Source organism: Coprococcus hominis (ex Arizal et al. 2022), from assembly GCF_040094675.1.
GTDB lineage: Bacteria > Bacillota > Clostridia > Lachnospirales > Lachnospiraceae > Coprococcus_C > Coprococcus_C hominis.
This window is the reverse complement of the sequence record NZ_JBBNHG010000024.1, coordinates 117,578-144,156: the sequence shown is the minus strand read 5'-3', so window position 1 is coordinate 144,156 and position 26,579 is coordinate 117,578. Positions and strand designations below refer to the sequence as shown.

The 26,579-nt window shown below is 46.8% G+C and carries 22 protein-coding genes; 20 read left to right on the top strand and 2 right to left on the bottom strand.

Annotation, left to right across the window (positions count from 1 at the left end):
- The first annotated feature begins 8 nt into the window (after nucleotides 1–8).
- Nucleotides 9–2,540 carry a tubulin-like doman-containing protein gene (locus tag AAAT93_RS03135; protein WP_227572722.1) on the top strand — a complete coding sequence of 844 codons (2,532 nt, stop codon included), beginning with the start codon at nucleotides 9–11 and terminating at the stop codon, nucleotides 2,538–2,540.
- Nucleotides 2,541–2,579: 39 nt separating this feature from the next.
- Here the strand turns inward: AAAT93_RS03135 and AAAT93_RS03130 are convergent, their stop codons facing one another.
- On the bottom strand, nucleotides 2,580–3,938 hold the full coding sequence (locus AAAT93_RS03130; protein WP_227572723.1) for an MATE family efflux transporter: 1,359 nt from the start codon (nucleotides 3,936–3,938) through the stop codon (nucleotides 2,580–2,582).
- Nucleotides 3,939–4,131: 193 nt separating this feature from the next.
- Here AAAT93_RS03130 and AAAT93_RS03125 point away from each other — a divergent pair, with 193 nt between their 5' ends.
- The 19 genes from AAAT93_RS03125 to hemW all read left to right on the top strand — a co-directional run bounded on the left by AAAT93_RS03125 (nucleotide 4,132) and on the right by hemW (nucleotide 22,204).
- Nucleotides 4,132–4,737: a viroplasmin family protein gene (locus AAAT93_RS03125; protein WP_227572724.1), complete on the top strand. Its 606-nt coding sequence runs from the start codon at nucleotides 4,132–4,134 to the stop codon at nucleotides 4,735–4,737.
- Nucleotides 4,738–4,784: 47 nt separating this feature from the next.
- Nucleotides 4,785–5,702, top strand: a complete 918-nt coding sequence (gene accD / locus AAAT93_RS03120; protein ID WP_021984437.1) for an acetyl-CoA carboxylase, carboxyltransferase subunit beta — start codon at nucleotides 4,785–4,787, stop codon at nucleotides 5,700–5,702.
- Nucleotides 5,703–5,704: 2 nt separating this feature from the next.
- On the top strand, nucleotides 5,705–6,646 hold the full coding sequence (locus AAAT93_RS03115) for an acetyl-CoA carboxylase carboxyltransferase subunit alpha (protein ID WP_021984438.1): 942 nt from the start codon (nucleotides 5,705–5,707) through the stop codon (nucleotides 6,644–6,646).
- A gap of 47 nt (nucleotides 6,647–6,693) precedes the next feature.
- A complete protein-coding gene (locus AAAT93_RS03110) occupies nucleotides 6,694–7,635 on the top strand; it encodes a beta-ketoacyl-ACP synthase III (protein ID WP_118373358.1) in 942 nt (313 codons plus the stop codon).
- A 93-nt stretch (nucleotides 7,636–7,728) separates the two neighbouring features.
- Nucleotides 7,729–8,664 (top strand): DUF561 domain-containing protein, encoded by a 936-nt coding sequence (locus AAAT93_RS03105; protein ID WP_227572725.1) that lies wholly within the window; start codon nucleotides 7,729–7,731, stop codon nucleotides 8,662–8,664.
- Between the two features lie 70 nt (nucleotides 8,665–8,734).
- Entirely contained in the window at nucleotides 8,735–9,679 is a 945-nt protein-coding gene (gene fabD / locus AAAT93_RS03100; protein WP_118544924.1) for an ACP S-malonyltransferase, read from the top strand.
- Between the two features lie 15 nt (nucleotides 9,680–9,694).
- Nucleotides 9,695–10,438 (top strand): 3-oxoacyl-[acyl-carrier-protein] reductase, encoded by a 744-nt coding sequence (gene fabG / locus AAAT93_RS03095; protein WP_118544925.1) that lies wholly within the window; start codon nucleotides 9,695–9,697, stop codon nucleotides 10,436–10,438.
- A gap of 10 nt (nucleotides 10,439–10,448) precedes the next feature.
- The gene (fabF, locus tag AAAT93_RS03090; protein ID WP_021984443.1) at nucleotides 10,449–11,687 is read left to right on the top strand and encodes a beta-ketoacyl-ACP synthase II; all 1,239 of its coding nucleotides are present in this window, start codon (nucleotides 10,449–10,451) and stop codon (nucleotides 11,685–11,687) included.
- Nucleotides 11,688–11,710: 23 nt separating this feature from the next.
- Complete coding sequence (fabZ, locus tag AAAT93_RS03085; RefSeq protein WP_021984444.1) at nucleotides 11,711–12,139, top strand: 3-hydroxyacyl-ACP dehydratase FabZ; 429 nt, start codon at nucleotides 11,711–11,713, stop codon at nucleotides 12,137–12,139.
- 61 nt (nucleotides 12,140–12,200) lie between these two features.
- Nucleotides 12,201–13,028 (top strand): bifunctional hydroxymethylpyrimidine kinase/phosphomethylpyrimidine kinase, encoded by an 828-nt coding sequence (gene thiD / locus AAAT93_RS03080; RefSeq protein WP_021984445.1) that lies wholly within the window; start codon nucleotides 12,201–12,203, stop codon nucleotides 13,026–13,028.
- Nucleotides 12,995–14,419, top strand: a complete 1,425-nt coding sequence (gene thiE / locus AAAT93_RS03075; RefSeq protein WP_331682209.1) for a thiamine phosphate synthase — start codon at nucleotides 12,995–12,997, stop codon at nucleotides 14,417–14,419. The genes thiD and thiE overlap by 34 nt, the downstream gene beginning before the upstream one ends.
- Entirely contained in the window at nucleotides 14,419–14,619 is a 201-nt protein-coding gene (locus AAAT93_RS03070; RefSeq protein ID WP_021984447.1) for a DUF6472 family protein, read from the top strand. Before thiE ends, AAAT93_RS03070 begins: the two co-directional genes overlap by 1 nt.
- A 14-nt stretch (nucleotides 14,620–14,633) precedes the next feature.
- Nucleotides 14,634–15,149 (top strand): shikimate kinase, encoded by a 516-nt coding sequence (locus tag AAAT93_RS03065; protein ID WP_021984448.1) that lies wholly within the window; start codon nucleotides 14,634–14,636, stop codon nucleotides 15,147–15,149.
- 58 nt (nucleotides 15,150–15,207) lie between these two features.
- A complete protein-coding gene (locus AAAT93_RS03060; RefSeq protein ID WP_227572728.1) occupies nucleotides 15,208–16,479 on the top strand; it encodes a GH25 family lysozyme in 1,272 nt (423 codons plus the stop codon).
- A complete protein-coding gene (locus AAAT93_RS03055; protein WP_227572729.1) occupies nucleotides 16,437–16,940 on the top strand; it encodes a hypothetical protein in 504 nt (167 codons plus the stop codon). Before AAAT93_RS03060 ends, AAAT93_RS03055 begins: the two co-directional genes overlap by 43 nt.
- 56 nt (nucleotides 16,941–16,996) lie before the next feature.
- The gene (gene gpr, locus AAAT93_RS03050; protein ID WP_021984450.1) at nucleotides 16,997–17,884 is read left to right on the top strand and encodes a GPR endopeptidase; all 888 of its coding nucleotides are present in this window, start codon (nucleotides 16,997–16,999) and stop codon (nucleotides 17,882–17,884) included.
- 43 nt (nucleotides 17,885–17,927) lie between these two features.
- A complete protein-coding gene (locus AAAT93_RS03045) occupies nucleotides 17,928–19,076 on the top strand; it encodes a stage II sporulation protein P (RefSeq protein WP_021984451.1) in 1,149 nt (382 codons plus the stop codon).
- Nucleotides 19,077–19,180: 104 nt separating this feature from the next.
- A complete protein-coding gene (lepA, locus tag AAAT93_RS03040) occupies nucleotides 19,181–20,995 on the top strand; it encodes a translation elongation factor 4 (RefSeq protein WP_118544928.1) in 1,815 nt (604 codons plus the stop codon).
- Between the two features lie 9 nt (nucleotides 20,996–21,004).
- Nucleotides 21,005–22,204 carry a radical SAM family heme chaperone HemW gene (gene hemW, locus AAAT93_RS03035; RefSeq protein ID WP_227572731.1) on the top strand — a complete coding sequence of 400 codons (1,200 nt, stop codon included), beginning with the start codon at nucleotides 21,005–21,007 and terminating at the stop codon, nucleotides 22,202–22,204.
- Between the two features lie 105 nt (nucleotides 22,205–22,309).
- Here hemW and AAAT93_RS03030 read toward each other — a convergent pair whose 3' ends face one another.
- Entirely contained in the window at nucleotides 22,310–26,536 is a 4,227-nt protein-coding gene (locus AAAT93_RS03030; protein WP_118236459.1) for a 2-hydroxyacyl-CoA dehydratase, read from the bottom strand.
- Nucleotides 26,537–26,579: the final 43 nt, after the last annotated feature.

Sequence of the window (26,579 nt, the reverse complement as noted above, 5' to 3'; positions counted from 1 at the left end):
AAGGTAACATGATTTTAATTGACACACAAAAAGAGGAATTTACAAAGTTAAAAGACATTCGTATCTTCGAGAAGCTGGATAATGAGCAGCGCTATAATGGTGATCTGCTTGTCATCGGACTTGGCGGCATGGGTAGTCAGGTTGTCTGCGATATGAAGGGGATGCTGATGGGAGAGATTACACCGGACGATAACATCCAATATCTGATGGTGGATTCCGATATCCCGGCCATGGAGAATATGATTGAGGCAAGCCGGGATGGTATCGGTCTGAATGCAACGGAGATTATCAGTATCTATCGCCCGAATCTGGAAAATCTTCTGGTAAGAGGCATCAAGGAGAATCCGGTGCATCCGAATCTTGCGAATTGGATGCGTGAGGACTTCCCACAGATCAACATTGATACGGATGGAGCCAAGGGCAACCGTCAGATTGGACGATTGATGTTTTCAAATGCATACGAGGATATGCGTGTTTTGCTGTTTGATAAGCTTGAGGAGGCACATACCCGTTCGAAGTCAGGCAAGCTCGATATCATTATCGTGTCGGGCGTCGCTGGCGGTACAAGTGGTGGTATCCTGACAGATCTTACCTATAATATCCGAGCCTACATCCGTTCTAAGAAGTGGAATGATGTGCGTGTGGGTGCCTGCCTGCTGATGCCAGATGTGCTTTACAGCAAGCGTGAGATCGTATCCAATCCGGATCTGCTTGCAAACTTAAATGCAAATGGCTATGCAACCTTGAAGGAAGTCGATTATTATATGCGGCTTACAAGTAAGGACAAGGATGAACGCTATATATTTGAGAGCACGACACACAAGCTTACAATCCGTGAGAATATATTTGATGCCTGTCTGCTGATATCCGGCAAGAAGGACGAGCAGGGCTATATTCCAGATGGCGTAATATATAGTGATGTGGCATATTTCCTGACGAAGCTCGCTTCTGTCAAGCATGTCGGACAGGGTGGCGATGGCGAGAAGGGAAAATTGCTGCGTGATGTATTCTTTGACGGAGAAGACCGCGGCTATTATAAGATTATCAACGAATCCGATTATAAGATCCCAATCAAACAGATTGAGAATATCTGTGAGTATGAGATTTTTGTAGAGGCGTATAAAAAGCTGCATGAGCTTGCAGAGGATGATCCGCAGGCGAAGGAGTCAAGACAGAAGGTGTTTGGTGAACTTGATGCTTTTCTGACCGGACAACCGGGGGATGAGATCAAGCTTTCAGTAAATGGAATCATCCCAATCAGGCAGTTCGAGAAACCGGTTTATAAAATGATCAAGAAAAATCAGGATGGCCTGCGCGAGAATATGGGACGCCAGCTTGCTTCCATGAAAGACCGCATTCCGATTATGATCAAGTCTTTGAAGAATCACGTACTTGATACGTTAAATGCGGAACTCGAGTGGTTTATGCAGAAGAAAGGCCCGTATGCGGTGATGGATATTATTGGCTGCGGTGGTATCGGAAGTAGCGAGAAAGACCGTGGCATGATTGCAGATATCGAACGGCTTTCCGGACTCATGAAACAGTACCAGCCAACCGGTGAATACAGTCGTATTATTGAGTCGATCAAGGACATTGTAGCGAAACGATTCTTCACATTCCCATCGGCGAAGCGTGAGACAGAGAACGGATATTATGATGCATGTGTCAAAGAATGTCTGACTCTGCAGCGGAATATGCTGATCGAAGGTATGAGTGATCAGGATATGTTTGGAGATATTACCCGGTTCCTGCGGGCGAAGGCAGAGCGACTCGAAGAGCTGTATGCACAGTTTAACGAGGATCTGAAGAATGCGGTGGAGGATCTCGCAGCAAATGGAAAGCGGATTACCGGATTCCTGTTAAAGGATGCAAAGCAGCAGGAGTACCTGCCGTCTGATTACATCACACAGGATCGTGTCGATGAGTTGTACAAGGGTATCGTAAAGCTGCTCGCGGACAATGAATCAAACATTGATAATGGACGTATCGTACCTGTAAAACAGGAGATGGAGCGGGTATATAAGAACATTCTGATCGGTGTCGGTATGTATGCACCAGAGAAGATGATCTCCGTTGCATTTGCAGATAAGCGTCCGACATTGGCAGAGCTTAACATGATGTTTGTGTCTCCGACAAATGAGACGCGTGCAGAGATCATGGATCGGGCTGCAAAGGCATTTGTCGAAGGTGCCAGTGAGAAGACAGCGAAGAAGAAGCTGTGTATCTTAAAGCCTGGATTTAAGGTAAATATCACGAATCATAAGTATATTTCCCTTCCGGCGATCATGCCGTTCTTCAGTGAGGCGGTAACGAAGCTTCTGACAGCACCACCGTATAAGGAAGACCGTAACAATATCTCTCTGAATACCGGTGATGTGGCAATTTCCGTAGACGATATGTACATCGGAGTTCCGCTTTCGATGATGGCTTGTATCGACGATATGCGGAAGGCATATGAGGTAGTTCCGGACAGTTATCTTGGATTACATATTGATGAAGTGAATAAAGATATGAAGACGGAGTTTCCGGGTGTTGCATAAGAAAAAAGATGCTGCAAGAAATTGCAGCATCTTTTTTCTTTATTCTATTGATGATTTCTTCGGAAAATATTTTTTGCAGGTTATCACGAACAGGATGATTGCAAGTGCGGTTGCAAGGTAATCCGTGACCGGTTGTGCCAATGCAAGCAGTCTGGCGGAATCCGTTGTTGCGTTGATGATAAACAAGATTGGTAAGTATAAAAGTCCCTGCCGGCTGATCGACAAAATCAGGGAAGGAAGTGCGGCACCTGTGGACTGGATTGCGTTGATAAATACAAATAACTGTCCAAGGATCGGACCGGATAAAATGTAAATACGGGAAAACTGAAATCCAAAATCGTAAGCATCGGCATCCTCCAGAAAAGCACTGACCAATCCGTCTGCACCAAAGTAACAGACACAGGTCATGATTGCACTTAACACGAATGCAAGTAAAATGGAAAATTTCAATACAGCAAAATACCGTTTCCGGTTTCCGGCACCGAAGCAGTAGCCAAGCAACGGCTGGATTCCGGTTCCAAGTCCGATCAACAGCATGACAACGATCATGTTAACCTTCATGGCGACACCGAGTCCGGCAACTGCCATGTCTCCATAGTGAGCCATCAGATTATTGATGAAGATATTGCTGACACTCATAAGCACGCTGTTCAGTGATGCCGGGATACCAATGGCAAATACGGAACCCGCAATTTTGTCTCCGGCTTTGTAATCCTGTAATCGAATCGATAACTGTGATTTTTTTGACAGAAGATGCGATACATAAAAGACCGCGGATAAAATATTTCCGATGACGGTTGCAATCGCGGCACCGGCAACATTCCAGCCGAGAAGCAAGATCATGACCGGATCTAAGATTACGTTTGCCATATTTCCGATGATCATACCGGACATTGCGGTTTTTGCGCGCCCCTCGGAACGGATGATGTTACTGAATGCATTGCTTAATATCAGAAATGGAATTCCGATGGCGACGATCCGGAGATACTGCGTTGCATAGTCTATTGTATCCTGACTTGCACCGATTGCTTTGCAGACAGGTTCTGCAAAAATTACAGTTAAGATCATGGATATAATTCCTACAGCCAGCCCGGTCCAGAAGCAGAACGCGGAGGCATGCTTTGCGCGTTCTTCCTGACCTTCCCCAAGCATACGGGAGATAAAGGACGTTCCGCCGATACCGAATAACATACCGACGGCCATAAATAACAGGAAAGCTGGGGTTGCGACCGACACAGCAGCAACCATCAGTGCATTTTTTGTCTGTCCAATAAAAAATGTATCAGCGAGATTATAGATCAGAACCATAATCATGCTGATGATCGAAGGGATGACATTGCTTAACACGGCTTTTGGAACCGGAGCATCCCTGAAAATTTCAGTTGTATTCTGTTGCATAATCGTTCTCCTTATTGTTTGTAATCATTTTAATATACAAATATATATGCTAACATATGAATAAGTGAGATTCAATGAAAAGATCGGATTTGTGCACTTTTTTTCGTGCAAAGTAAAAAAGAAGTGCATTTGTTATGAAAATGTACTATAATATAAAAGACTGTGAATAACTATAGGTCAGAAAGGCAATGAAATGGCAAAGAAATTTTATGCTGTGAAAAGAGGTGTTCGACCGGGAGTATATGAAACATGGTCTGCCTGCGAACCGCTTGTGAAAGGGTTTCCGGGAGCGATATACAAGAGCTTTCCGACGAGACAGGAGGCGGAGGCATTTGTAGGCGGAGAATGTGTGACGGAAGAATCAAAGCATACCGATGAGAATATCGTATATGCGTTTGTGGATGGTTCTTACAACAGTGCCACACAGGTGTATGGGTATGGTGGATTTTTGATGGATCATGGCGAGAGGTATGTTCTGCAGGGACATGGCGATGATCCGGAGATGGCATCCATGCGCAACGTAGCAGGTGAGATACTGGGCGCGATGGCGGCAGTGAAGCTTGCAGTGGAAAAAGGATTACCAGAATTGGCGATTTATTATGATTATCTTGGAATCGAGATGTGGGCAACCGGAGGTTGGAAGCGGAACAAGACTGGAACGATTGCATATTATGACTATATGCAGCAGGTGCGGGACAAGCTCCGTGTCACATTTATAAAGGTAAAAGGGCATTCCGGTGTGGAAGGCAACGAGGAGGCAGACCGCCTTGCGAAAGAGGCAGTCGGCATCACCGGATAGCGTACGCGAGAAATTAAATTTAAGATAAAGAAAAGTGGAGATGAAAGATGAAATTTCAGGTGAGTAATTTATTTCGGAAGAAAGAAGAACCAGTGGAAAATAATGCGGTAGAGACAGCAGAAGCACAGGTGGCAGGGGAAGCACCAAAGGCAGAACCAGCCACAGAGCAGACGGCAGCTGCCGCAGAGGAAGAAGTGACAGTTTGTCCAAAATGTAAGCAGGAATTCAAGAAGTCTGCAATCAAGGACAACTACAATGTATGTATTGCATGCGGATACCATTATGTGGTTTCTGCAGAGAAGCGGGTACGCCTGTTGGTAGATCCGGGTACATTCAAGCCACTTCGCTGTAAGGTTGCATTCTCCAATCCATTGGATATGCCGGAGTACGAGGAGAAGATCGAACGCCTGCAGGAAAAAACAGGGCTCGAAGAGGCTGTCTATACCGGCGTTGGCAAGATCGACGGAAACGAGGCAGTCATTGCAGTCATGAGCAGCAAGTTCCTGATGGGAAGTATGGGTATGGCTGTTGGTGAGAAGGTTACAAATGCAGTGGAATATGCAGACAAGAAACATCTTCCACTTATTATATTTACCGCAAGTGGCGGTGCGCGTATGCAGGAGGGTATTTTATCTCTGATGCAGATGGCGAAGACAAGTGCAGCGATTGAGAAGTTCAGTGAGCATGGTGGATTGTACATTTCCTACTTGACACATCCGACAACCGGTGGTGTTACCGCCAGCTTCGCAACATTAGGCGATATTACACTGGCAGAGCCGGATGCTTTGATCGGATTTGCAGGACCGCGTGTAATCGAGCAGACAATCGGACAGAAGCTTCCAGATGGATTCCAGCGTTCGGAGTTCCAGATGGCACATGGCTTTGTCGATCAGATTGTGCCGAGAGATAAGATGCGGGAAGTCATCTCCCATATTTTACGTTTACATGCGAAGAAAGGAAGATAATCATGATTAAAGAGATAGATGAGAGAATTGCGGAAATCGATAAAGAGATTGAAGAGATCATGGCGAGTGATCTGGTAGATGAGGCAAAGGTATATGTCCTGAAGCGGGAACGTCATGACCTGATACATATGTGTAAGAATCTGAACAGCCATGATAAGGTATATCTGGCTCGTCACAAGAAGCGTCCGAAGATCACAGAGTATGTCGATGCGATCTTTGACGATTTCTTTGAGCAAAAAGGGGACGCGCTTGGTAAGGAGGATGCAAGTATCTATGGAGGTATTGCAACCTATCATGGAATCCCTGTGACGGTGATCGGACACCGTAAGGGAAACGATCTGGCAGAGAATCTGAAATGTAATTTCGGTATGCCGGGACCGGAGGGTTACCGGAAAGCACTGCGTCTGATGAAGCAGGCAGAGAAGTTCGGCAGACCGATCATTACATTTATTGATACACCGGGTGCATATCCGGGATTGGAAGCAGAGAACAACGGACAGGGTAGTGCCATCGCGGTAAACCTTGCGAAGATGAGTGCTTTGAAGGTGCCTGTAATCGCCGTTGTAACTGGAGAGGGAAGCTCCGGCGGTGCACTTGCCATCGGCGTGGCAAACAGTGTGCTGATGCTTGAGAATGCCGTGTATTCCATCCTTTCACCAGAGGGCTATGCGTCCATTCTGTGGAAGGATTCTTCGCGGAGCGAGGAAGCAGCGGAGATGATGAAACTGACTGCACAGGATCTGAAGGAGTTCGGTGTGATCGATGATATCATTCCTGAGCCAATCGGCGGTGCACATCTGAATCATAAGGTTGTATTTAAGGCAACTGACCGCGCGATCAAGAAGGAGCTTGACAAATACATCAAGATGAACCCGGATGAAGTTGCAAAGCATCGTTATAAGAAATTCAGAACGATCGATAATAAATACCTGCATGTGATCTAAGATGGCTGTGCAGGAAGAGAGTGACAGAGAGTAAGAGGAAAGATAAGATGAAAGAGGGCTTACATATTGTAGGTATGGGGCATTATGCTCCGGAACACGTAGTGACAAATGATGATTTAAGCAAGATTGTAGACACAAATGACGAGTGGATCTCCAGCCGTACCGGTATTCGCAGAAGACATTTTATTACAGAAGAGAAGAATCAGGATATGGCGATTGCCGCAGCGAAGATGGCAATCGAGGATGCAGGCATCGACAAAACTGAGATCGGCGTTGTGATCGTAGCAACGATCCGCCCGGATCATATGACACCATCGGTCGCATGTATGGTTCAGAAAGAATTGGAGCTTCCACAGGATATTCCTTGTTTCGATATCAATGCAGCCTGCTCCGGATTCATGTATGGTGTACAGATCGCAAGAGGCATGCTGTTACAGAGCGACAAGAAATATGGCGTGGTTATCGGTAGTGAGACATTGTCCAAGATTCTGGATATGAATGACAGAAGTACCTGTATCCTGTTTGGTGATGGTGCAGGTGCCGCAGTCGTAGAGCTTTCTGATACACACCGCTATTTCAGCATCCTTGGTGCAAAGGGCGATGATGTTGTACTGGAATGTAGCAACGAAGATCTGCAGCCACGTCACGTCAGCATGCTTGGCAGTGAAGTGTTCAAGTTTGCGGTAAGTACTGTTCCGAAGACAGTTATGCAGCTTCTGGAGAAGGCTGGTGTGACAGCCGATGATATTGATCTGTATGTCTGCCATCAGGCAAATAAGCGTATCATTGAGTCCGTGGCAAAGAAATGTAAACAGAGCATGGACAAGTTCTATATCAATCTGGATGAGTATGGAAATACAAGTTCTGCAAGTATTCCAATCGCACTTTCTGAGATGAACCAGAAGGGCATGATCAAACCGGGCATGAAGCTTATTTGTGTAGGATTCGGCGGCGGTCTGACATGGGGCGGCGCATATCTGGAATTCTGATAAATTTGTATCAGATCAATTATTGAAGCTACTGTGTTTATGAGTAGCATAATTATGAAATAGAAATTTGGGCATAGTGTGAGGAGGATAAAGATGAGATTAAATGAATTCCTTGGAATCAAGTATCCGATTATTCAGGGTGGAATGGCGAATATCGCACTTGGCGAGTTTGCAGCCGCTGTCAGCAATGCCGGTGGACTGGGACTGATCGCATCCGGCGGATTTGACGCAGAGCGTATCCGTGAGGAGATCAAGAAGTGCCGTGCTTTGACCGATAAGCCATTTGGTGTAAACCTGATGCTGATGAATCCGGATGTCGACAATATCGCAAAGATGTTGGTGGAAGAGAGGGTTGATGTAATCACAACCGGAGCCGGAAGCCCGGAGAAATATGTGGCTGACTGGAAGGCAGTTGGCACAAAGGTTATCCCGGTTGTCAGTGGTGTTGCTCTCGCAAAGCGTATGGAGCGTATGGGTGTGGATGCCCTGATCGCAGAAGGCGGCGAGAGTGGCGGACATGTCGGTGAGATGACAACGATGACACTTGTACCGATGGTTGTCGATGCAGTTAATATCCCGGTTATCGCAGCCGGTGGTATCGCAGACGGCAGAGGGATGGTTGCAGCATTTGCACTTGGCGCAATCGGCGTACAGATCGGAACGGTATTACTTGCCAGTGAAGAATGTCCGATCCATATCAATTATAAAGAAGCAGTCATCAAGGCGAAGGATAACGGTACAGCAGTGACTGGCAGATCCAGTGGTGCTCCGGTGCGGGTAATCAAAAACCAGATGGCACGTGAGTATCTGAAGATGGAAGGCAAGGGTGTTCCAAGAGAAGAGTTAGAGCAGCTTACACTTGGTTCTCTCCGCAAGGCTGTCTTAGATGGCGATACAAAGAACGGTTCTCTGATGGCTGGTCAGGTCTGTGGTCTTGTAAAGGAGATCAAGCCGGTGGCAGAGATCTTGAAGGGCTTGTATGAGGATTCCCTTGCAGAGCTTGCAAAGCTGAACAGTGAGGGCATTTAGATAAGATAAGGCACGCGAATGCGTGACGGCATAAATTGATAGAATAATCATAGATAAGCAGGAGGAAATTATGAAGATCGGTTTTTTATACGCTGGACAGGGTGCACAGCATGTCGGAATGGGAAAAGATCTCTATGAGGCATATCCAGAGTTCCGCGAGGTATTTGACAATGTAAAGCTTGATTTTGACGTGAAGGAATGTTGTTTCGATGGTCCAATCGAGAAGCTTGGACAGACAAGATACACACAGCCATGTATGGTTGCCTTTGCGGTTGGTGTGACAAAGATTCTTGCAGCAAAGGGCATCGTACCGGAGATCGCAGCCGGACTTTCGCTCGGTGAGTATTCCGCACTCTATGCGGCAGGTGTATTCGAGGAGCAGCAGGTCATCGACCTTGTTGCATACCGTGGTAAATCCATGGAAGAGGCAGTGACAGGCAGAGACACTGGTATGATCGCAGTTATGAATCTTGACCGTGAGACGATCAAGGCATGCTGTAAGCAGGCAGAGGAAGAATTTGCAGACAGCGAGTTCCATATCGCAGAGGTTGCAAATTATAATACACCAGTTCAGGTGACTGTATCTGGTGATACACCGGTTATCACAAGAGCCGGAGAGCTGATGATGGAGAAGGGCGCAAGAAGAATCGTGCCTGTTGCAGTCAGCGGACCATTCCATACATCTCTGATGAAGCCGGCTGGTGACAAGCTTGCAGAGCGTTTCAAGACCGAGCATTTCGGTGAGATGAAGTTCCCTGTTCTGTTCAATGCAACCGGTAAGGAGCTTGCAGCAGATAAGACAATTCCTCAGATGCTTGAGACACAGGTACAGAGCAGCGTATATTTTGAAGATTCTATCAAGTACATGATCGAGCAGGGCGTTGATACCTTTATCGAGGTTGGTCCGGGTAAGACACTTTCCGGATTCGTAAAGAAGATCGACCGCAGCTTTGCTACTTATTCAGTAGAAGATATCGATTCATTAAATATATTATTAGAAGCACTTGGAAAGTAAATTTGGAGGGAATCTATGACATTAGAGAATAAAACAGCCATTGTCACAGGCGGAAGCCGTGGAATCGGTCGTGCAATCTGTGTTGCGCTTGCAGAGGCAGGTGCCAATGTCGTAACCTGTTATGCACATGGCGCAGCTGGTGCCGAAGAGACAGTAAAGCTGTGTGAGGCATATGGTGTGAAGGCATCCGCCATTCGGGCAGATGTTGCAAAAAATGAAGATGTACAGGCACTCGTGACAAAGGTAAAGGAAGAGTACGGAAGCATTGATATTCTTGTCAACAATGCAGGTATCACGAAGGATAACCTGATGCTGAAGATGACGGAGGAAGATTTCGAGCAGGTCATTGACACGAACTTAAAGGGTGCATTTCTGTGTATCAAGCATGTATCAAAGATCATGCTCAAGCAGAAGCGTGGACACATTATCAACATCAGCAGCGTGGTCGGTGTTCGTGGAAATGCCGGACAGGTCAATTATGCATCCAGCAAGGCAGGCTTGATCGGTATGACAAAGTCTGTTGCGAAGGAAATCGGTTCCCGTGGCATTACCGTGAATGCGGTGGCACCGGGATTTATTGAGACAGATATGACAGCAAAGCTGCCTGAGGCTGTTGTGGAAGAGAACTTAAAGAGTATTCCGATGAAGAAGCTTGGCAAGGTCGAAGATGTTGCAAATCTTGTCCGTTTTCTGGCAAGTGATGATGCAAGTTATATTACCGGTCAGGTCATCTGTGTAGATGGCGGTATGGCAATGTAGGAGGGAAAAAATGAGCAGAAGAGTTGTGATTACAGGTTTAGGAACTGTAAACCCTTTGGGAAATAACGTAGAGACAACATGGGATAATGTAAAAAAAGGTGTCTGCGGAATTGATGAGATTACAAGAATTGATACGACGAACCATGCAGTGAAGCTTGCCGGAGAGGTAAAGAATCTGGATGTAACAGCCGTAATCGACAAGAAGGATGCCAGACGTATGGACCGCTACGCACAGTATGCAGTTGTTGCAGCTGACGAGGCATTTAAGCAGAGTGGACTGGATATGGAGAAGGAAGATGCGGAACGCTGTGGAGTCATCTTCTCCAGCGGTATCGGCGGCATGGAAGTCACAGAGAAGAACTATCAGACTGGCGAGAGACGTGGTTTTGACAAGATCTCCCCATTCTATATTCCGATGACAATCGCAAACATGGGTGCCGGAAATATCGCAATCCGTTTTGGATTTAAAGGTATCTGTACCTGCGTTGTAACGGCCTGTGCATCCGGCAATAATGCAGTTGGTGACAGCTTCCATTATATTCGTGATGGATATGCAGATGTCATGATCTGTGGTGGTTCTGAGGCAGCAATCACGGATATGGCAATCGGTGGATTTACAGCGATGCAGGCATTGAATACAACAACGGATAAGAATCGTGCTTCGATTCCATTTGATAAGGAGCGTGCCGGTTTCGTCATGGGTGAAGGTGCCGGTGCACTTGTATTAGAAGAGTATGAGCATGCGAAGGCGCGAGGTGCGGAAATCCTCGGCGAGGTTGTAGGATACGGTGCAACCTGTGATGCATACCATATCACAGCCCCATGTCCGGATGGAGCAGGTGGAGCAGCCTGTATGGCAATGGCAGTGAAGGATGCCGGTATCAAGCCGGAGCAGGTTGGTTATATCAACGCACATGGTACATCCACACACTTAAATGATGCAGGCGAGACAATGGCGATCAAGACAACATTTGGTGAGCATGCATACAAGCTGATGGTTAGCTCTACAAAGTCTATGACCGGACATCTGCTCGGTGGTAGTGGTGCCGTAGAAGCTGTAATCACAGCACTTGCATTGCATGATGGATTTATTCCTGCAACGATCAACTATCAGGTGCCAGATGAAGAGTGTGATCTGGATATCGTTCCAAATGAAGGAAGAAATGTACAGGTAGAGTATGCGCTTTCCAACTCCCTTGGATTTGGTGGACACAACGCAAGTATTCTGCTGAAGAAGTTTGAAGCGTAGATTGCAGGACGAAGGAGAAGAAGATGGAATTAAATTCAAATCAGATACAGGAGATTTTGCCACATCGTTATCCGTTTCAGTTAGTTGACCGAATCACAGATTTTGAACCTGGCAAATGGGCGAAGGGTGTGAAATGTGTATCCGTGAATGAGATGCAGTTTCTGGGACATTTTCCAACACAGCATGTCATGCCGGGCGTACTCGTGATCGAGGCGCTCGCACAGGTTGGTGCGATTGCAATTTTGTCCGAGGAAGAGCACAAAGGAAAGACTGCATTTTTCGGTGGCATCAAGAATGCGAGATTCAAGAAGCAGATCACGCCGGGCGATGTGATTGAGATGGAATGCGAGATCACAGACCAGAAGGGACCAATCGGTTCTGGAAAGGCTGTCGCAAAGGTAGATGGAAAAGTTGCTGTAACGGCAGAACTTACATTTGTCGTAGGCGCATAAATCGTGTATAATAATAGGGCTGTCATTGACAGCTCTATTTTTTGAGGAGTTAAACAAATAGATGGATGAGAAGAAATTAACCAATCGAAGCCTTGCTCCGGTGCTTTCTATTGCAGGTTCGGATAGCTCCGGTGGTGCGGGCATACAGGCAGATCTGAAGACGATGCTCGCGAATGACTGCTATGGTATGTCAGCCATTACAGCTCTAACTGCACAAAACACGATGGGAGTTACCGGTATTATGGATGTGACACCGGAATTTCTGCGGAAGCAGATTGACGCAGTGTTTTTGGATATTCCGCCAAAAGCTGTGAAGATTGGCATGGTATCCGATAAAGCCTTGATAAATACAATCGCGGAAGCACTTGAAGACTGGCATGCGGAAAATATAGTTGTGGATCCGGTGATGGTTGCGACAAGCGGGAGCCGGTTGTTAAAGGAAGATGCGATTTCCTGTCTGACAGAGATGCTTCTTCCACTTGCGACACTGATCACGCCGAATATCCCGGAGGCAGAGCTGCTTACCGGAATGACGATTCAGTCCAAAACGGATATGGAACAGGCGGGAAGATGCCTGTATGACAGATTTCATTCCCAGGTGCTGATTAAGGGCGGACATGCGATTGAGGATGCCAGCGATGTATTGGTTGGAACCGAAGTGATCTGGTTCCACGGTTCCCGTATCGACAATCCGAATACACATGGTACCGGATGTACTTTATCCTCTGCGATTGCGTGTGGACTGGCAAAAGGATATTCGGTTGCGCAGAGTATCAGCTATGCCAAAAGTTATCTTAGTGGCGCACTTTCGTCAGGTCTTGATCTCGGCAGAGGGAGTGGGCCAATCGACCATGGATGGCAGATACAGGAAAACGTCAGATCTTTATAACGATTTTTACGGGAAAATGGCGTGAGAGTAAAAGAGAAAAGTCAGGTAAAAATCTGGAGATTAAACAGAAAATGAAGATAAATAAAGAACAGTTACAGGTCTATGCTGTAACAGATAGAAAATCAGTAAATAAGAAACGATACGCAACCCTGATAGATGCGGTGGAAGCGGCAATTAAGGGTGGTGCGACGATCGTGCAGCTGCGGGAAAAAGAGCTTTCCGAAGGTGCATTTCTTGCAGAGGCAAAGGAAATCAAAAAGCTGACGGGAAGATATGGCATACCGCTTATCATCAACGATAATGTGGCACTGGCAAAAGCCTGTCACGCAGATGGCGTACACTTAGGACAGGGCGACATGCAGGTGGAAGAAGCGCGTGCTATCCTTGGGGATGCAGCGATCATCGGTGTATCCGCCCACAATGTAGAGGAAGCTCTGCTTGCGGAAAAACAGGGTGCTGATTACCTTGGTTCCGGATCTGCCTTTGTGACGACGACCAAGCAGGATGTAACAGCACTCCCTCTGAAGACGCTGCGGGAGATTTGCCATGCTGTGCAGATTCCGGTTGTGGCAATCGGGGGTGTCAGTGCGGAGAATATCAATCAGTTAGTTGGTTGCGATGTGGCAGGTGTCGCGGTGGTATCTGCGATCTTTGCGCAGGACGAAATTGAGACAGCCACGAAGAAGCTTACGGCTCAGGTGAAGGATATGCTTGCAAAGACAGAAACGTTTGATGCATTATATCAGAAACTGATGCCACTCTTACAGGGTAAAAAGGGCGTGCTTTTCGATATGGATGGAACACTGATTGACAGTATGCCGATGTGGCGGACACTGGATGTGGAATATATCGGCAGGTACGGCATCCATCCGGACATGGAGTTTCACCATCAGGTGGCGACGATGACACTCATTCAGGCGGCGAACTTCATCAAAGAACAGTTTGACATCCCGAAGACTTCGGAGGAGATCTTCAATGATTTCCAGAATATGGTGATCGAGGAATACCGGAATACGATTCCGCTGAAGCCATATGCCCGCGAGCTTGTAAAGTGGATGAAACGGGATGGCTATAAGGTGGCGGTTGCAACGGCAAACGAGATTCATTTAAGTGAGATGGTACTAGAACGGACCGGGCTTATGGCGGATGTTGATACGATCGTCAGCTGTACGATGGCGGGGGCGAGCAAGGAATCATCGGCCGTATATGAGCTTGCCTGTGCGAATATGCGGATTACTCCAGTGGAATGTGTGATTTTTGAAGACAGCTTACGTGCGATGTATACAGCGAAGAAAGCCGGATTTGTGACGGTTGCGGTTTATGATGATGTGGCAAAGGACAGCTGGGAAGAGATCTGCCGGATTACAGACGAACAGGTGGTGCTTGAATAATGGAGAAAAAGAAAAAAACAGAGATACAGACAAGCTGCGATACATGTGCGTATCTGATCTATGATGAGGAATATGAGGAATACGTCTGTGACGTGAGTATGGACGAGGATGAGATCGCCCGGTTGTACGGGGACAGCCATTATAGTTGTCCGTATTATAAGAACGGCGATGAGTATCGGGTTGTAAGGCATCAGATGTAGGAAAGGAAAAACAGATGAAGAAAAATATAGTATTGATCGGTATGCCGGGAAGTGGAAAAAGCACGATCGGCGTATTGCTCGCAAAGGCAATCAATTATCAGTTTATCGACGGTGATCTGCTGATCCAGCGACAAGAAAAAAAGACATTGGTCGATATTATCAACGAGAAGGGTATCGATGCATTTCTTGCGATTGAGAATCAGGTGCTCCGGGAGATCAACACGGAAGCATCCGTGATTGCGACTGGCGGCAGTGCGATTTTCTCGGAAGAAGCGATGAAGCATTTAGGCGAACAGGGACTGATCGTGTATCTCGATGTAAGCTGTGAGGAGATTATCCGTCGCGTGAATAATATCTCGACGCGTGGTATCGCAATGAAGCCTGGAAAGACATTAGCAGATTTGTACGAGGAGCGCAAACCATATTATGAGAAATATGCGCAGCTCACGATTCCATGTGATGGGAAGACGATGGAGCAGTGCGTACAGGCGATTGCGCTTGCGGTAGACAACCCGGTGCGGATGTGCTAAAATAAGGTTGTATTTTTGATAAATGAAAGCAAAAAAATGATAAAGGAGTTGTGCTTTTATGAAGTTACGTAAGAAATTCAACAAAGTAACGGCATGGATACTGACGTGTATTTTGTTCTTCACGATGGCATTTTCGATTACATCGGAAGCATATGGAGAAGGCTATACACATGCAAAGCAGTTTAAAAACTGTCATATTTATAATGGTATTGATGTATCTACCTGGAACAAACAGATTGACTGGAATGCAGTTAAAGCCTCCGGGATTGATTTTGCATTTATCAAGGTCGGCGGACGAGGCTGGGGTTCAGCAGGAACCTTATACCATGATTCCCGTGCACTGGAGAACCTGAAAGGTGCGAAGGCGGCAGGCATCAAGATAGGAGTTTATTTCTTCTCGCAGGCAATCACAGAGAAGGAAGCCGCAGAGGAAGCACAGTATACGATCAACTATCTTCATACATATGGCATCTCAATCGATCTTCCGATTGCGATGGACTTTGAGTATGCCAGTGATTCTCCGACCGGAGGCAGACTGAGAACGGCGAACCTGACAAGGGAACAGGCGACGAATGTCTGTCTGGCATTCTGCAGCTACGTGGCAACAAGAGGCTATACACCAATGGTGTATGCAAACAAGTCAATGCTTACCAACGATATGAATGCATCTACGATCGCCAGCAGATATCCAATCTGGCTGGCACAGTATAAATCAACTGCGACTTATACAGGTGCATATTCATACTGGCAGTATACAAACTCCGGAATGGTTCCAGGCATTGAAGGCCGCGTTGATATGAACTTCTATTATTCGACAGATGGAAGTTTTTCTTCGAAGATCAACATTCCGGTACCAACCGGGGAGACTGCTCCAGCGGATGCAAAAATCGTCTATGCAACACATATTCAGACATATGGCTGGGAAAAAGAGGAAACGTATGATGGTGGTATCAGTGGTACGGTTGGACAGGCAAAACGGCTTGAGGCAATCAAGATTCGGAACAATACCGGCATCGAGGGAAGCGTTGAGTATCAGGTACATTGCCAGTCATTCGGATGGATGGACTGGACGATGGATGGCGATATTGCAGGTCTGACAGGGCTTGCAAAGCGATTAGAGGCAATTCGGATTCGGTTGACGGGACAGCTGGCAGAGCAATACGATGTCTATTACCGTGTGCAGTGCCAGACCTATGGCTGGTTAGACTGGGCGAAGAACGGACAGACTGCAGGTTCGCCGGATTCCGCTTATATTCGATCCAGATTAAGCTTGTTGAAAAAGGCGGCATGGCACCGGGCAACACTTCAAAGGTGTATGTGTCTCCGTTGATTGGATATAACACACATGTACAGACATACGGCTGGACCGGTACCGTTTTTGATGGTACGACAGGCGGTACAACCGGACATGCAAAACGTTTGGAATCAATTTCTATCACGAACTTGACAGAGACGTCTGGAAATGTCGTATATCGTGTGCATGGACAGACCTATGGCTGGCAGGGCTGGCGTCAGAATGGCGCGCAGGCAGGCTCGATTGGACAGGCAAAGCGTCTGGAGGCAATCCAGATTAAGTTGACCGGAGCACTGGCAGAGAAATATGATGTATATTACCGGGTACATTGCCAGACATACGGCTGGATGGGCTGGGCGAAAAATGGCGATCCGGCAGGTACAACCGGACATGCAAAGCGTTTAGAGGCAATCCAGATCGTATTGAGAGCGAAAGGAACTGGTGCACCGAGTGCATCCAGTCAGCCGGCGTATGTCGGTGGTGCAGTGCCACAGTAATTACATAAAATTAGAAAAACAGGAAATACTACTCCGAAAAAGGAGTAGTATTTTTTATGCTTGAAAATTATGTACGAACCGACCTTGCCTTGGAGTTAAAGGAAGATATCTCCGAGAAAAATGATATTGCTGGTGTCCGGGTGGAAACCTATGAGGATTCTGAATACGGACTGACCAAGACACACATCCGTGTGCTCGATCAGACAGGGGCAGAGATCCTCGGAAAACCGATCGGAAATTATATAACTTTGGAGAGTTCAAAGCTTTGTTCGGAGGATGAGAATATCCATATGCCATTTGTACTGGCGCTGCACGATGTCTTAAAAGAATTGCTTCATGGGGCAGACCATATTCTGGTGATTGGTCTTGGAAACCGAAATATCACGCCGGATGCACTTGGACCAAGTGTTGTCGATCATCTCTATATCACAAGACATCTACTTCGGGAAGGTGTTGTGAAACATTCTATGGAAATCTCTGCACTCTGCCCTGGTGTTATGGCGCAGACTGGAATTGAGACGAGTACGATCATACAATCCCTGTGCAGGGAGATCAATCCTGATGTTGTGATTTGTATCGATGCACTTGCAGCGAGAGAGGCGGAACGGTTAAATACGACAATACAGGTGTGCGATACTGGAATTACACCGGGGGCTGGTGTTGGAAACCGCAGATTATCATTGAATGAAGAGACGCTGGGGGTTCCCGTGATTGCGGTTGGTGTACCGACTGTGATTTCAATGCCAGCAATGATCAGTCATGCGATGGAGGGACTGTTGGAAAAATTACCGGTATCGGTCCTTCGGCAATATGAGAAAGAAATTGTTGAATTTATCCAGACGCCGACGGTATCCTCCATGTTTGTAACACCGAAAAATATTGATGAGCTGATCGGTCGTGTCAGCTTTACAATCTCAGAGGCAATCAACCGTTTTCTAACATAATACCGGTGGCTCTGCATATATTTAAGGTATGGAGAGAAATTGGGTGAAAATTATATTGACGTGTCTGGTATGTGCATTATGTCTGGGTGTACTGGTACGGCTGGATGTTACAATGCTATCCGGTCAGGCACAGGCGTTCTTCCAAGAGACTGTGGCGCCTGTCCTGCATGTGGATACGACCGGTTCGAAGCTTCGGAATCTGTTTGTTCCGGTGCTTGCGGATTCGGAGGTGGATACGACCGGAAACCGGTGGGATAAGGTCGCCGTTTCGACCGGCATGGATACCGAGACGGCTTTTTCGTGTGAGACCGGAAGCGAAGAAACGGAAACGACGACCGAAGCGGTGACAGTCGCTTCCGATGGAGATGCGGAGACTGCAGAAACTATGGTGCAACCGCTTTCCATCCCAGCGGGTATTACATATTCGATGGAACAGTTAAATAATTATGATTTCCTGGTCGGAAACTGTTATACAATCGATAGTTCTACGAATGTTACCGCGGAGGAGCTGGCTGCGGATACGCTGTTATCAAAAGATCTGCATATTGATCCCGCTTCGGGGGAGTATAAAGTCCTGATTTATCATACACATGGCAGTGAAACGTTTGCGGACAGCCGTCCGGGTGTGATCGAGGATACTGTGATCGGACTGGGGGATGAGCTTACACGCATTCTGGAGGAGGATTATGGCATTCCGGTTTATCATGACCGTACTGTCTATGATGTGGTGGATGGAGTAGAGGATCGAAGCCTGGCGTATGATTATGCAAGTGATGGTATAGATGCGATCCTGCAGCAGTATCCGTCGATTGAGGTGGTATTGGATATTCATCGGGATGGCGTCCGGGAGGATGTGCGGCTTGTACGGGACATCGATGGTGTGCCGACTGCGCAGATCATGTTTTTAAATGGCATGAGCCGGACAAATGAGAATGGGGAGATTGATTATCTGTACAATCCATACCGGCAGGAGAATCTGGCATTCAGTCTGCAGATGCATCTGGCAGGAAAAGAATTGTATGGGGATCTGATGCGTCGCATCTATGTGCGGGGGTACTGTTTTAACTTAAATAAAATGCCGCGTTCATCCCTGATTGAAGTTGGGGCACAGACCAATACGGTTGCTGAGGCGAAAAACGCAATGGTGCCACTTGGCGCAATTCTCTATAAAGTGCTGATTGCACAAGAGTAGGAAAGTGTGGTATACTTTTGACAACTAAGAGCGTACTGATATACGCGGGTCATCATGCGTTTTGTGGTGACAGGAAATCGGAAATTATGAGGTTGTAAAAGTATATGGCACATTTGGATAAAAGTAAAATACGAAATTTCTGTATCATTGCACATATCGATCATGGCAAATCAACATTGGCGGACCGGATCATTGAGAAGACCGGACTACTCACAAGCCGTGAGATGCAGAATCAGGTGTTAGACAATATGGATCTTGAGCGGGAGCGAGGCATTACGATCAAGGCACAGGCTGTGCGTATTGTCTACAAGGCAGAGGATGGAGAGGAATATATCTTCAATCTGATCGACACGCCGGGACATGTGGATTTTAACTATGAGGTATCCCGGAGTCTGGCAGCCTGTGAGGGTGCAATCCTGATCGTCGATGCGGCGCAGGGAATTGAAGCACAGACACTGGCAAACTGTTATCTGGCAGTAGATCATAATCTGGAGATCATGCCGGTCATCAATAAAATTGACCTGCCATCCGCAGATCCGGATCGTGTTGTAGCGGAGATTGAGGATGTGATCGGAATCGAGGCACACGATGCTCCTCGGATCTCCGCAAAAAATGGTACGAATATTGAGGAAGTATTGGAACAGATCGTGACAAAGATACCAGCACCACAGGGCGATGCAGATGCACCACTCAAGGCACTGATTTTTGACAGCTTATATGATGCCTATAAGGGCGTTATCATTTTCTGCCGTGTGTTTGACGGTACAGTGAAAAAAGGAACGAATATCCGTATGATGGCAACCGAAGCAGAGGCAGAGGTTGTACAGGTCGGAATTTTCGGAGCTGGACAGTTTATCCCATGCGATGAACTTTCAGCCGGTATGGTTGGATACATTACTGCCAGTCTGAAGAATGTAAAGGATACGACGGTTGGTGATACCGTCACGGATGCGGACAACCCATGTGCAGAGGCGTTGCCAGGTTATAAGAAAGTAAATCCGATGGTTTACTGTGGATTGTATCCGGCGGATGGTGCGAAATATCCGGATTTGAGAGATGCTTTGGAGAAGTTGCAGTTAAACGATGCATCGTTAAGCTATGAGCCGGAGACTTCCATTGCACTCGGCTTTGGTTTCCGTTGTGGATTCCTTGGTTTGCTTCATTTGGAGATCATTCAGGAGCGTTTAGAGCGCGAATACAATCTGGATCTGGTGACAACAGCACCGGGCGTTATCTACCGTGTGCATAAGACAGACGGTGAGGTAATGGAGCTGACGAATCCATCAAACCTGCCGGACCCTTCGACGATCGAATATATGGAGGAGCCATTTGTCAGTGCGGAGATCATGGTGACAACAGAATATGTCGGTGCGATCATGCAGCTTTGTCAGGAACGCCGTGGTGTCTACAAGAGCATGGAATATATGGAGACGACACGTGCGCTCTTAAAATACGATCTGCCACTGAATGAGATCATCTACGATTTCTTTGATGCGTTAAAGTCCAGATCGCGCGGATATGCATCATTTGACTATGAGATGAAGGGCTATGTCCGTTCCGATCTTGTCAAGCTGGATATCCTGATCAATAAAGAAGAAGTCGATGCACTTTCCTTTATCCTGCACAAGGATACTGCTTATGAGCGTGGCAGAAAGATGTGTGAGAAGTTAAAAGAGGAGATTCCAAGACAGCTCTTCGAGATTCCAATTCAGGCAGCCATCGGTTCCAAGGTTATTGCCAGAGAGACGGTCAAGGCGATGCGTAAAGATGTGCTTGCAAAATGCTACGGTGGAGATATTTCGCGTAAGAGAAAGCTCTTGGAGAAGCAGAAGGAAGGAAAGAAGCGTATGCGTCAGGTCGGAAACGTAGAGATTCCACAGAAGGCGTTTATGAGTGTACTGAAGTTAGATGAGGAGTAGGAAAAACGAATGAAAAAATATGTGAGCTTATATGTTCATATACCGTTTTGCGTCGTAAAATGCAAATACTGTGATTTCCTGTCGTTTGATGGGGAAAGCTATGGAACGATGCTTCGCTATGTTGATTGCCTGTGTCAGGAGATCAAGATGTATGCGCCAATCGTTGCAGACTACGGGGTGCGCAGTATCTTTATCGGGGGTGGAACACCATCCCTGTTAGATGAATCCCTGATCACAAATATCATGGCATTTATCCGCCGGTATTTCCATGTGGAGAAGAATGCTGAGGTGACGATCGAGGCGAACCCGGGGACGTTGCGCCATCAGAAGTTAAATGGCTATAAGGCGGCAGGTATTAACCGGATCAGCATCGGGTTACAGTCTTGCGATGATGATATGTTAAAGAAACTGGGAAGAATTCATAATTTTGACCAGTTTGTGGCAAGCTACAATGCAGCGAGACGCGCGGGATTCCAGAATATTAACATTGATATTATGTCCGGGCTTCCGGGGCAGACGATTCATACCTATGTCGATACGTTGTCCCGTGTAATTGAGTTTGGACCAGAGCATATATCTGCATATTCCTTGAGTATCGAGGAGGGTACGCCGTTTGCAAAAGATCCGCAGATCTTAAGTGAACTGCCACCGGAGATGGTGGATCGCCGGATGTATGAGATTACGAAACAGCTTCTGGCGGCACACGGTTATGACCGTTACGAATTTTCCAATTATGCAAAGCCGGGATATGAGTGCAAGCATAACATGGTTTACTGGACGGGCGGCGAGTATATCGGCTTTGGTATTGGCGCATCCTCGTATTTCCAGGGGAAACGGTTCAACAACATGCGTGATATCTTCAAATATATTGAGCTGATGGAAAACCTGTCTGACAAGTTTGTAGAGGCAGATAATATGGAGCTTCTGTATAACGATACGACGCGGACATTGCGTGAGAATGTGACGAATATCTACATAGATGCACGGATGGAGGAATTCATGTTCCTTGGTCTGCGGATGACCTGTGGCGTGAGCCGGGAGGACTTCAAGGAACGATTCAATAAAGATATCTATGAGGTATATGGAAGCGTCCTGAATAAATATATCGGAGAAGGCTTCATGGCAAGCGAAGGTGACCGGATCTATCTGACAGATGCCGGGATAGATGTCAGCAATGTGATTCTGGCAGATTTCCTGCTGGATTCTTAATTGAATCGGGAAGAGGAGAGAATCATTTTTCCTTTGGAAGTTTCATTTGCATAGCAATAAAAAAGAAACGATTTTCAATTTGAAAACCGTTTCTTTTTTGTTGCTTTATTTGTTATCGTTTTCTTCCATGTTCTTTCTTGCCGTTGCAAGCATCAGCTTGATACGGTTTACCTGATTGACTTCAGAAGCACCCGGATCATAGTCGATTGCGACGATGTTGGCATCCGGATATGCATGACGCAGGGATTTGATAACACCCTTACCGACAATGTGGTTTGGAAGACAGGCAAATGGCTGGCAGCATACAATGTTGCTGGCACCACTCTTTATAAGCTCAATCATCTCACCGGTCAGAAACCAGCCTTCACCGGTCTGGTTACCGATGGATACAATCGGGCGGGCATATTCTGCCAAGGTCTTAATATGTACAGGTGGATGGAACCGCTTACTCTTCTTTAAGGCACTGACTACCGGGTGGCGCAGAGCTTCGAGTGCAGCGATACCGAGGTTACCGTTTCTTGCAGATTTCTTCGTCTTGCCAAGATATTCGTATTTGTAATTGTTGTTGTAGAAGCAGTACTGGAAGAAGTCCAGCAGATCCGGCATAACCGCTTCGGCTCCTTCTGCCTCCAGAAGCTCTACCAAGTGGTTGTTGGCAGATGGGAGGAACTTAACAAGAATCTCGCCAACGATACCAACACGTGGCTTCTTTATATTTTCATTCAAAGGCACGTTGTCGAAGTCTTTGACGATATCATGTACCAGTTTACTGAATCCGCGACCGCCATTTTCCATGCAACGGATGGCTGCATGTTCCCATTTGCGGTGCAGCTTATTGACAGATCCCTTTACCTTCTCGTATGGACGAGTCTGGTAGACAACGCGCATGAACAGATCTCCGATTGCGAGCGCCTGCATCGCGCATTTGACCGTCTTCATATTCCATACGAAACCGGAGTTATTCTCAAAGCCCTGTACGGAGAGGGCAATCACCGGAATCTGTGGGTAGCCGGCCTTTGCAAGTGCACGACGGATAAAGCCAACGTAGTTTGTTGCACGGCAGCCACCGCCGGTCTGTGTCATAATAAGTGCCAGTTTATTGATGTCATATTTGCCGGATGTGATGGCATGCATCATCTGACCTACAACGATCAAAGAAGGATAGCAGGCATCGTTGTTTACATATTTTAAGCCGGTATCAATGACTTCTTTTGTTGCATCCGGAAGAATCTCAATATTTAATCCCATATGGCGCATCGCCGGAGCCAATACATTGAAATGAATTGGGGAGAGCTGTGGTACCAATACAGTATAATCCTTCATATCTGTTGTGAATTCTACACGGTTATAATTACTTGGCATCGGGCATGGTGTAAAATTATGCTTTCTTCTGACATTGACTGCACTGATCAGCGAACGGATACGGATACGTGCCGCACCTAAGTTGCTGACTTCATCAATCTTTAATACGGTATAGATCTTACCGGAGTTTGTCAGGATATCGTTGACACAGTCGGTCGTAACGGCATCCAGACCACAGCCGAAGGAATTTAACTGGATCAGCTCCAGATTCCTGCTTGATTTGACGTAGTTTGCAGCCTTGTACAGACGGGAGTGGTACATCCACTGATCGGATACGATCAAAGGACGCTCTACTTTGCCAAGATGTGCAACAGAGTCTTCTGTTAAAACAGCGATATCATACGAGTTAATAAGCTCCGGAAGTCCGTGGTTGATCTCCGGATCCAGATGGTATGGACGACCGGCAAGCACGATACCGAGTTTATCGGTCTTCTCCAGATAAGCGATCGTCTCTTCACCCTTTTTCTGAATGTCCGCTTTGACTGCATCTGCCTCTGCATAAGCAGCCTCAACCGCTTCGTTTATTTCTTCCTTTGTGACGTTTGTATATTTCGAGAATTCACGCAGCAGACGATCCTTTAGTGCATCTTTATTATCAAGTGCAAGGAACGGACGGATGTAGGTGACATCCGGTGCGGAAACCTCTTCCATGTTGTTCTTGATATTCTCTGCGTAGCTTGTGACAATCGGGCAGTTGTAGTGGTTGTTTGCATCCGGTGTCTCGTTACGCTCGTAAGGAATACAAGGATAGAAAATTGTCTTGATTCCCTGCTTCAACAGCCACATAACATGACCATGCGAGATCTTTGCTGGATAACATTCCGACTCACTTGGGATAGACTCGATACCAAGGGTATAGATGTCTCTCGATGATTTCGGAGAGAGCAGTACCCGGTAGCCGAGCTTGGTCAGAAATGTAAACCAGAACGGATAGTTCTCATACATATTCAGGACACGTGGAATACCGATGATGCCACGGTACGCTTCGCTTTCGGTCAGTGGCTCGTAGGAGAACAAACGATTAAATTTGTATTCAAATAAGTTCGGCATGTTGTGCTGGTTTTTCTTTAAACCAAGACCGCGTTCACAACGGTTACCCGTGATGAACTGTCTTCCGCCTGTGAAACGGTTGATTGTAAGGAGACAGTTGTTCGTACATCCCTTACAACGCGCCATCTTCGTCTCGTAGGTGAGTGCTTCCATTGCTTCCTTGGAGAGCATGGTCGTCTGGTCACCTTCCTCGTAACGGTCTCTCGCAATCAGGGCTGCACCGAAGGCTCCCATGATACCGGCGATGTCCGGACGGATTGCTTCCCTGCCGGAGATAAGCTCGAAGCTTCGAAGAACCGCATCGTTATAGAAGGTTCCGCCCTGTACGACGATATTTTTGCCAAGTGACTTCGGATCGGTCAGCTTGATTACCTTCAAAAGGGCGTTCTTAATAACGGAATAAGCAAGACCTGCAGAGATATCTGCGACGCTTGCGCCTTCCTTCTGTGCCTGTTTTACTTTGGAATTCATAAATACAGTACAACGGCTTCCGAGATCAATCGGGCTTTCGGCAAAAAGCGCGATTTTCGCGAAATCCTTCACATCATAATTTAATGACTTGGCAAATGTCTCGATGAAAGAGCCACAGCCGGAGGAACATGCTTCGTTCAGCATGACATTGTCGACGACTTCATTCTTGATCTTAATACATTTCATATCCTGACCACCAATATCTAAGATACAGTCTACGTCCGGATCAAAGAATGCAGCGGCAGTGTAGTGGGCGATTGTTTCTACCTCACCATAGTCGAGCATGAGAGCAGACTTAATTAAGGCTTCTCCATATCCGGTAGAGCAGCCGGCTACAATCTCCACGCCATCCGGGAGTTTTGTATAGATATCTTTCATGGCACGCAGGGTTGTCCGAAGAGGACTACCATCGTTGCTGCTGTAAAAATCATAGAGCAGACTGCCATCCTCGGCAACCAGTGCGACTTTTGTTGTTGTGGAACCGGCGTCGACACCGAGGAAACATTTCCCCTTGTAGGTGGCAAGGTCGGAACGTAATACTTTATTTTTCTCCTGCTTTTTGATGAAAGCGTCGTAGTCTTCCTGCGATGCAAACAGCGGTGGAAGACGGTCTACATCCACAGCAATCTTAAGGTCGGCTGTGAGCTTTCCGCTGATCTCATCCAATGTATAGTGTGTCTCTTCCTTTGCCTGAAGTGCTGCACCGACAGCCGCGAACAGATGCGAATGTCCCGGTGCGATAATATGCTCCGGCGTCAGGTTCAGTGTCCGCACGAACGCTTCCTTGAGCTGGTCGAGGAAGTGGAGAGGACCACCTAAAAATGCAACATTTCCCTTGATTGGCTTACCACAGGCAAGACCACTGATCGTCTGGTTGACAACCGCCTGGAAGATAGATGCTGCAAGGTTTGGCTTCGTTGCACCTTCGTTGATGAGTGGCTGGATATCAGTCTTTGCGAATACACCACAACGTGCTGCAATCGGGTAGATTGTGTCATAGTCCTTCGCGTATGTATTCAGTCCGGAAGCGTCTGTCTGGAGCAGGGATGCCATCTGGTCGATAAAGGAACCGGTACCGCCGGCACATACACCGTTCATACGCTGTTCCACACCGTTTGTAAAATAGATGATCTTGGCATCCTCGCCGCCAAGCTCGATCGCAACATCCGTCTGTGGAGCATAGTCAGTCAGAGCTTCTGATACACAGACAACCTCCTGCTCAAACGGAATCCCGATGACCTGTGCCAATGCAAGTCCACCGGAACCGGTGATCGTAGGAGCAACTTCAACATTTCCAAGCTCCTTGCTGGCATGTTCTACAAGCTCCTTTAATGTCTCTTTGATATTTGCAAAGTGACGCTTGTATTCCGAAAATAATATGTTATGTTCTTCGTCAATCACAGCAACCTTGACTGTGGTCGAACCAATATCGATTCCTAATCTCTTCATTTAATAATTACCTCTTTTACTATTTCCCATTTCATATTTCTGT